The 6,910-nt window shown below is 59.1% G+C and carries 5 protein-coding genes; 4 read left to right on the top strand and 1 reads right to left on the bottom strand.

Annotation, left to right across the window (positions count from 1 at the left end):
- The 3 genes from uvrA to pyrE all read left to right on the top strand — a co-directional run.
- Nucleotides 1-1,666, top strand: a 1,666-nt coding sequence (gene uvrA, locus WA354_RS16095; RefSeq protein ID WP_472814039.1) for an excinuclease ABC subunit UvrA, incomplete at its 5' end; no start/stop codon positions are given.
- Nucleotides 1,663-2,727: a lysostaphin resistance A-like protein gene (locus WA354_RS16100; RefSeq protein ID WP_472814040.1), complete on the top strand. Its 1,065-nt coding sequence runs from the start codon at nt 1,663-1,665 to the stop codon at nt 2,725-2,727. The genes uvrA and WA354_RS16100, both read left to right, overlap by 4 nt.
- 218 nt (nt 2,728-2,945) lie before the next feature.
- Nucleotides 2,946-3,551 carry an orotate phosphoribosyltransferase gene (pyrE, locus tag WA354_RS16105; RefSeq protein ID WP_472814041.1) on the top strand — a complete coding sequence of 202 codons (606 nt, stop codon included), beginning with the start codon at nt 2,946-2,948 and terminating at the stop codon, nt 3,549-3,551.
- Between the two features lie 201 nt (nt 3,552-3,752).
- On the opposite strand, the gene WA354_RS16110 is transcribed toward pyrE, so the two are convergent.
- A complete protein-coding gene (locus WA354_RS16110) occupies nt 3,753-4,493 on the bottom strand; it encodes an OmpA family protein (protein ID WP_472814042.1) in 741 nt (246 codons plus the stop codon).
- 291 nt (nt 4,494-4,784) lie between these two features.
- Between WA354_RS16110 and uvrC the strand changes: the two genes are divergently transcribed.
- On the top strand, nt 4,785-6,910 hold a 2,126-nt coding region (gene uvrC / locus WA354_RS16115; RefSeq protein ID WP_472814043.1), incomplete at its 3' end, for an excinuclease ABC subunit UvrC.

The raw sequence follows: 6,910 nt of genomic DNA on the forward strand, positions 1-6,910 counted from the left end.
CAACTTCACTGCGCGCGAAGCCCTCGTCGCCGACCGCATCCGTCGCGAAATCATCGAGCGTCTTGAATTCCTCTGTGCCGTCGGCCTCAACTACCTCTCGCTCAATCGCAACGCCGCCACCCTCTCCGGCGGAGAAGGTCAGCGTATCCGCCTCGCCACGCAGATTGGCTCACGCCTCCGCGGTGTCCTTTATGTCCTTGACGAGCCCTCCATCGGCCTCCACCAGCGCGACAATTCCCGCCTTATCGAAGCTCTAGTACGGCTGCGCGATCTGGGCAACACGGTCCTCGTCGTCGAACACGATGAAGAAACTATCCGCCACGCCGACTATGTCCTCGATCTCGGCCCCGGCGCCGGCCGTCTCGGCGGCTATGTCGTCGCCCAGGGCACACCCGCAGACATCATGGCCTGCGCCGAATCGCTCACCGGCCGCTATCTTTCAGGAGCGTCCGGCATTCTCCATCGCCCCGAACCGCGCCCTCTCACTGGCAAATGGATCACGGTCCACGGCGCGCGCGAGCACAACCTGCAGGATCTGACCATTCGCATTCCGCTCGGCGTCATGACCGTCGTTACCGGCGTCAGTGGCAGCGGAAAAAGCACTCTGATTAACGACATCCTTTATCGGTCGCTCGCTAAAACCCTCTATGGCTCACGCGAAGAGCCGGGCGTCCACGAATCACTCGAAGGCGCCGATCAAATCGACAAGGTTATTCGTATTGACCAAGCACCAATTGGCCGCACTCCGCGATCCAATCCAGCAACATACACGCAGGTCTTTTCGCCCATCCGCGATCTCTTCGCCATGCTGCCCGAAGCTCGTGAGCGCGGCTACAAGCCCGGCCGCTTCAGCTTCAACGTCGCCGGTGGTCGCTGCGAAGCCTGCCAGGGTGATGGTCAGCGCCGCATCGAAATGAACTTCATGCCTGACGTTTACGTACAGTGCGAGGTGTGCAACGGGCGCCGCTATAACCAGGAGACCCTCGCGGTAAAGTTCCACGGGCACTCGATCGCCGACATCCTCGACCTCACCATTGAAGACGCGCTCACCGTCCTCGCCGATGTTCCCACCGTCCGCCAGAAGCTCCAGACCCTCGTCGATGTCGGCCTCGGCTATGTGCACCTCGGGCAGAGCGCCACCACGCTCTCCGGCGGCGAGGCTCAACGGATGAAGCTCGCCCGCGAGCTCTCCAAGCGCCAGACCGGCCGAACTCTTTATCTCCTTGACGAGCCCACAACCGGCCTGCACTTCGACGATGTGCGCAAGCTGCTCGAAGTCCTGCACCGCCTCACCGATCTCGGCAACTCCATCATCATCATCGAGCACAATCTCGACGTCATCCGCAACGCCGACTGGATCCTCGACCTCGGCCCGGAAGGCGGCGAAGACGGCGGCCGCATCGTCGGCGAAGGCCGGCCAGCCAGGATCGCGAAAACTCCCGGCTCCTTTACAGGAGAATTCCTCGCCCGCTACTACACCTCCCATAATGGCAAACTCACAGAGATCACGAGCAAGGTCGCGCCGAATGGCAACGATATGGGTGCCCCATCCATGACAAAGTCATGGGTGGGAAAGCAGGATGATCGAATAACAGCCACAACCGAAACCGGCGGATCAAAAAGACCAACAAAAAAATCCAGCAACAAGAAACCGGTGCGCGCATGAGCACATTCCCCGAGCCTCTGCCCCACGAGCCCGAGGATTCCCCCGCAGTCGAGGATGTCGCGCCACCTTCCACCGACCCCCTCGCACCCGAAAATACGCCTGCGCCGCCCGCCGAATGGACCGGCGAACCCGAAGACCCAAACCTGCAACCAGAGGAGGCAGCCCCGACATCCTTCTTCGCCGCGCCGCCGGCGGAAGAAGTTCCCCGTGAGCCCTTCTTCACCGCCTACGCGAAGCAACCCGTTCCGCGCGATGAGCGAATCCCCAACATGGGCCACCTCGCCTTGCTCGCCTTGCTCGCCCTCTTTGGCTTGATTGGCACCATGATGCTGGTGCCGCTTGCCCTCCACTTCCATCTCTTCGGAATCACCAGCATCTCGCAGGCCGCCACCGACTACCGATACGCGCTCGGCAGCCAGGCTGCCCAGTACATCATCACCTTCGCCGGATGTATCGTCGTCTTCCCCATCATCTGGCGCAAACCGTTCTTCGATGGAATTCATTGGCACGGCGCGACAGCACTTCAACGCACTGGACGCCTCATCAGCGCCGCCGTCTTCTGCTTCTTCGTGGCCATGATCGACGGAGTGCTCATGCCGGGCCCCACCAATGCGCCCATTGACGAGCTCTTTCACGCGCCTGGCGCTGCCTGGGTCCTCTTCGCATTCGGTGTCACGCTCGCACCCTTCTTTGAAGAGATGGCCTTCCGCGGCTTTGTTCTTCCCGCCCTCTGCACCGCGTACGACTGGTGTGTCGAACACTTCAACGGCGCACCCCGCCGCCCGCTCGACGAGAACCAAAACCCCCAATGGTCGCTCTCGGCGATGATCTTTGCATCCCTCGTCACCAGCGTTCCCTTCGCACTCATGCATGGCGCGCAGACAGGCTGGTCTCTTGGCCCGTTTCTCCTGCTGATCTTCGTCAGTCTGGTCCTTTGCTCCGTGCGACTCTACACCCGCTCCCTCGCCGCCAGCACCATGGTTCACGCCTGCTACAACTTCATGCTCTTCTCCTTCATGCTGCTAGGCACCGGCGGCTTCAAACACCTCGACAAAATGTAACAAGCGGCTTCGTGCTTCCTGACTCATCCCAAATAAGCGTTGTCATTCTGAGCGAACGGGGCCCCGAACGTAACAGGGGCCCCAAAGAGCGATTTAGCTCTTTGGGGTAGGTTCGGGGTGGTAAGCGAAGAATCTGCTTTTGCGTTTCTGGCCGCCATTGAGAGACTCGGAGCTCAGCAGCTAGGAGCTGGAAGCTTTCACTCGTTACAATCGCATTGATGCCCACCCACGCCCAACAGCTCCTCTCTCTCCTCTCCCGCACCAGCTTCAAACTCGGCCAGTTTAAGCTCTCCTCCGGCGGCACCAGCGATTACTACATCGACTGCCGAACCACAACGCTCCATGCTGAAGGCGGCCGTCTCACCGGCGAAGCAATCGTCGATCTTCTCCAAGAGAAAAACATCCAGGCAGAAGCGGTAGGCGGCCTCACCATGGGCGCCGATCCGATTGTCTCCAACGTCGCCACAGCCAGCGCCTGGCGCGCACAGTCGAATCCCAACACCCCGCTCATCCACGGCTTCCTCGTCCGCAAAGCCGAAAAAGCCCACGGAACCGGACGCCGCATTGAAGGCTTCTGCCGCGAAGGCGCACGCGTCATCATCGTCGATGACGTTTGCACCACCGGCGCCTCCACTATCCATGCCATTGAAGCAGCCCGCCAAGCCGGCATGATCGTCGCCACCGTCGTCTGCATTGTTGAACGCGAAGAAGCCAAGGGCCGGCCGGCTGTGGAAGCCGCAGCTCAGGATGCGCCGTTTCTCAGGCTATTCACTGCAGTCCAAGTTCGCGCGGAACACGTCCGGCAGTTGGAAGCGGCCAGATAATCAACCAAGCTTCACCCAAAAAGAGTCAGGCCATCCGGGTGTTTGCCCGGACGGCCTGCAGAGCTTGTTGCTTTAATCTATAAATTCTTTTTATCGAGTCCGGCTCACGCCTTTAATCACTCATTACGGCTTTCGCCTTTACGTGTTCTCTTCGGCTCACGCCTTTAATCGTCCCTAATCTACAAACACAACTATCTATCTTTAGTTGCTGCTCGGAGGCGGCGGAGCGGCCTGCGAAGTTGTTGCAGGAGCCTGACCGTTGCTCATGTTGCTAAGCAGCTGTACTTCCACGCGGCGATTCTGTTTGCGGCCTTCTGCCGTCGTGTTGGGGGCAACTTCCTTGTCTTTGCCGATGCCGATCAGGTAGAAGCGGTGCGCTGCAACCCCATACTTCGAAGCCAGGTATTGCACCACTGCATCCGCGCGGCGATTGCTAAGGTCATAGTTGTAAGCAGCGGAGCCAGTAGAATCCGTCCCGCCTGTAACTTCAAGAATGTAGCTCTTCGCGCTGCCAAGCTGCCCCGCGAAGGTATCCAGCTGTTCCTTGTCGTCCGGGGTCAGGTTTGCCTTGTCAAAGCCGAAGGTCACCGTCACATTCGCCATCGACTTGTAGTTGTCCAGACCCTTCACTACCGAGTCCAGGGAGTCCGCGCGATGAACGGCATCGTTCGCAGCTGTATCCGCATCGCCGGCAGCCTTCGTGGCGTTCTGGGCATTCTGGGCCGCGGCATCGGCCGAGGTCTGCGCCTGCTTGATACCGGCCGTGGCGCGGTCGTCCACCTCGTGTATGGCGCGGTTGTTATCGGCAGTCTTCTGTTCCAATTGGTTGGTATGTTCAATGATCGGCGCGGTCTGGGTTTTCACGTAGTTCTTGGTGGTGCAACCCGTCATCCCCACGACAGCTATGGCAGCTGCAATCAACAATCCATTTGAGTTTTTCATGATCTCCCCATTCCTTTACCGCCTCAGTTTTGCCTGTCCCTCGTGACCACCACCAGGCGGGCGGCGACATTTCGTGTCGACCTCTACATTGCATTCCTCCCGCCAAACCGGTTATTTCTCGTAAATCATTTAAAGTAAGTTAGTTATTCAATCGATGTGGAAAACTAAGTGGCGCCCTTACCCATGTAGTTTTTACCCAGAGCGGTAAGCTTTGCATTTCTCACACCTACAACGCGGTTTTTCGCCTTACCCGGTATCCTAGAAATTGGCGTTTTCCTCGACGCATTCCACATGGATCTCATCGAGAAAATTCGGCTGCTCCCCACCCAGCCCGGCGTGTACCTCTACAAGAACGTCGACGGCGAAGTTATTTACGTCGGAAAGGCCAAAAACCTCCGCTCCCGAGTCCGCTCTTACCTCCTTGAAGCCTCGCAGGCCAACGCTAAGACAGGCTCTCTCATGCGTGAGGCAGTCGACATTGACTACATCCTTGTCGCCAACGAGCACGAAGCCCTCGCCCTCGAGAACAACCTGATCAAGCAGCGCAAGCCGCGCTTCAACATCCTGCTTCGCGACGACAAGACCTATCCCTACGTCAAACTCACACTCGCCGATCGCTACCCCAAGGTCTTCGTCACTCGCCGTTTGCGCAAGGACGGCTCCGCCTATTACGGTCCTTACTTCCCCGGCAATCTCGCCTATCGCGTCGTCGAACTCATCCACCGCAGCTTTCTTCTCCCCAGCTGCAAGGTCGATCTTTCGCGCTATCACCCCCGTGCCTGTCTGCAGTACTACATTCATCGCTGCCTCGGCCCCTGCGTCGAGGAACTCACAACGCCCGAGATCTACAGGCAGGCCGTGCGCGACGCGCAACTATTTCTCGAAGGCCGCCAATCCGAATTGGAGCGTTCCCTCACCGCCCGCATGGCAGCCGCCGCCGACGCGGAACAGTACGAAGCCGCCGCGCGTCTGCGCGACCAGCTCTCCACCGTTCACCAACTCCAGGAAAAGCAGCGCATCGCCACTGCGGAGCAAAGTGACGATGCCGATGTCTTCGGCTATCACTTCGAAGACGACGCACTCGCCGTAAATCTGTTCCATGTGCGCAGCGGCAAAATCGTAGACCGCCGCGAATTCTTCTTCGAAGATTTGGCAGAGATTCTCGAATCACCAATCGCAGAAAGCGAAGAAAGCATCATCAATGAATTGGGTGCCCCCGGTCTCGTTTCTGAGACCGGGGAATCTGCTTCAGACTCCGAGAACTTGGGTGCCCCATCCATGACAAAGTCATGGGTTGGAAACCACGAATCCGCATTCAACGCCGGCGCCGTTTTCTCCGCTCTCCTCAAACAGCTCTACATCGACCAGCACTACGTCCCCCGCTCCATCCTCGTCCCCGTCGACTTCGACGACCGCGAAACCCTCGCCACGCTCCTCACCGAACGCATCAATCACCGCGTAGAAATTGCCGTCCCCCAGCGCGGAGAAAAACGCTCCCTCGTCGACTTAGCCGGACAAAACGCCAAGCAGTCCTACATCCAGCGCTTCCGCGTTCTCGAACCCTCGCGCAAGGCCATCCAGGAATCCCTCGCCGACACCCTCATGCTCCCCGAACTCCCCCGGCGCATCGAGTGCTTCGACATCTCCCACATCCAGGGCGCTGAAACCGTTGCCTCCATGGTCGTCTGGGAAAACGGCAAGATGAATAAGTCCGCCTACCGCAAATTCAAAGTCATGACCGTCCTCGGCGTCGACGACTTCGCCTCCATGCGTGAAGTCGTCACCCGCCGCTACAAACGCATCCGCGACGCCGCCGATACTCAGGCAGCAAAAACCACAACAACCAATGCGCAGCCGGCGGACATTGAGAATCTGGGTGCCCCATCCATGACGAAGTCATGGGTGGGAAACCGCGGATCTTCATCCGACTCAAGGAAGCCGGATGCCCAAAGCCCCTCTTCTGGGACCTCGGAGCCCAATGAGGCCGACGAGATGATTCCTTCGGAAAGGCACGAAGTGTCAGGGCACGACTCGGGGAACCCACGCAGTGGGTCGCGTGCCGTAAACGGCTCCAAAATAACGGGGGCTTTAGCCCCTGAGGGAAAACCCAGCAAAGAACCCACCACCATGCCCTCCCTCATCTTGATCGACGGAGGCCTCGGCCAACTCCACGCCGCCGCCGACGCCCTCGAATCCCTCGGCTTCACAACGCAGCCCCTCGCCTCCATCGCCAAAAAAGAAGAAATCATCTACCTCTACGGCAACGAAGACGAACCCGTCGTCCTCGACCGCCATTCGCCCGTCCTTCACTTGGTCCAGATGATCCGCGATGAAAGTCATCGCTTCGCCGTCGGCTATCATCGCAAACGCCGCGCGATGCGCGACCGTGACTCCGAGCTGCTCAACATCCCTGGCGT

Source organism: Occallatibacter sp. (assembly GCF_049802275.1).
Lineage (GTDB): Bacteria > Acidobacteriota > Terriglobia > Terriglobales > Acidobacteriaceae > Telmatobacter.